Raw genomic sequence first — 1,205 nt, 5'->3', positions numbered from 1 at the left:
ACTGCGCGGTGGCAAAGGAGAACCGCCCGGCCCGGTCATGGCACAGCATGAAGCGGAAGAAGCCCGAGCACAGCACGCATTCGCCGTCGAAGACGATGAGGTCTGTGTTCCCTCCTTCTTTCTCATTCAATTCATGCCCCAATCTTGGTCAGCGTTCGGGGAAAATGTTGGTGTCAGGCCCAAACACCACATCATCGCCGGAAGCATACAAAAAACATCGTCTGCGATTACCATCATTTTCTTCACATTTATTAAGCGAAACCTGTTCGGCCTCGCGCATGGTCAAGCGCCCCGACGCATAAGCCCAAGCTCCGTTCCGGCTGAGCGCCAGCGCCTTATTCCGTCTGGCCGCAGAATAGCGGGACACCACGTCCCTGCCCCGCAAATCAGCAACAAACGGAATAGTCTCAGGACTTACGGTCTCGGCATAGACCAAGGAAGGACTTGCCTGCCAATCCGGTATGTTCTGCCCCTTTGCGATGGCCATGCCGCAAGCCTGACCCGCCGCGTGCTCGCACTTTTGCAATACAGCACGGGTTATTGTCGACGACAGCTTGTTGCCGCTGCAGCGGGACGCCCAATGCCCATTCGGCGACACGGCCACCATATAGGTCTGCTTGCAGCGGACCCGTTCATAATCCCTTTGAATACTGGCGCTGGCGACATCCGATAGGAAGGGGATCTGAAAGAAATCAGGAACGTCTGCCCGCGCGGAATGAGCACTGGCCATCAGCGCAACTAATACGAATCTAAACAACATCTTCTGAATTCCCCAAACTAATCTGTTGGGCAGATTACAGGTCAATCAGGCAAGAAAAAGGCGCCCCGCGGGGCGCCCTCTAAATTACTGATCCAGGAAACTGCGCAGTTTGCGGCTGCGGCTGGGATGCTTCAGTTTCCGCAAGGCTTTCGCCTCGATCTGGCGGATCCGTTCGCGGGTCACGCTGAACTGCTGGCCGACTTCTTCCAGCGTGTGGTCAGTGTTCATGCCGATGCCGAACCGCATCCTCAGAACCCGTTCTTCACGCGGCGTCAGCGAGGCCAGAACCCGGGTGGTGGTTTCCTTGAGGTTTTCCTGAATGGCGCTGTCCAAGGGCAGCACGGCATTCTTATCCTCGATGAAATCACCCAGCTGGCTGTCTTCCTCGTCCCCGATCGGGGTTTCAAGGCTGATCGGCTCCTTGGCGATCTTCATCACCTTGCGG

General features: G+C 56.6%; 3 protein-coding genes. All 3 read right to left on the bottom strand.

Going from position 1 to position 1,205, the window contains the following annotated elements; genetic code table 11:
- A partial coding sequence (locus tag A2I95_RS40025) for a DCC1-like thiol-disulfide oxidoreductase family protein (protein WP_291737891.1) occupies positions 1–130 on the bottom strand: 130 nt, incomplete at its 3' end.
- Positions 131–148: 18 nt separating this feature from the next.
- Positions 149–760 (bottom strand): hypothetical protein, encoded by a 612-nt coding sequence (locus A2I95_RS40020; protein ID WP_291737890.1) that lies wholly within the window; start codon positions 758–760, stop codon positions 149–151.
- Between the two features lie 84 nt (positions 761–844).
- Positions 845–1,205, bottom strand: a 361-nt coding sequence (locus A2I95_RS40015) for a sigma-70 family RNA polymerase sigma factor (protein ID WP_291737889.1), incomplete at its 5' end; no start/stop codon positions are given.

The sequence above is a fragment of the Leisingera sp. F5 genome (assembly GCF_001593695.1).
The sequence above is the reverse complement of the archived record's forward strand: the minus strand, read 5'-3'. Positions and strand labels throughout refer to the sequence as shown.

Coding starts and splice junctions, on each gene's coding strand:
- A2I95_RS40020 (WP_291737890.1), bottom strand. CDS start 760: ATGTTGTTTAGATTCGTATTAGTTGCGCTGATGGCCAGTGCTCATTCC.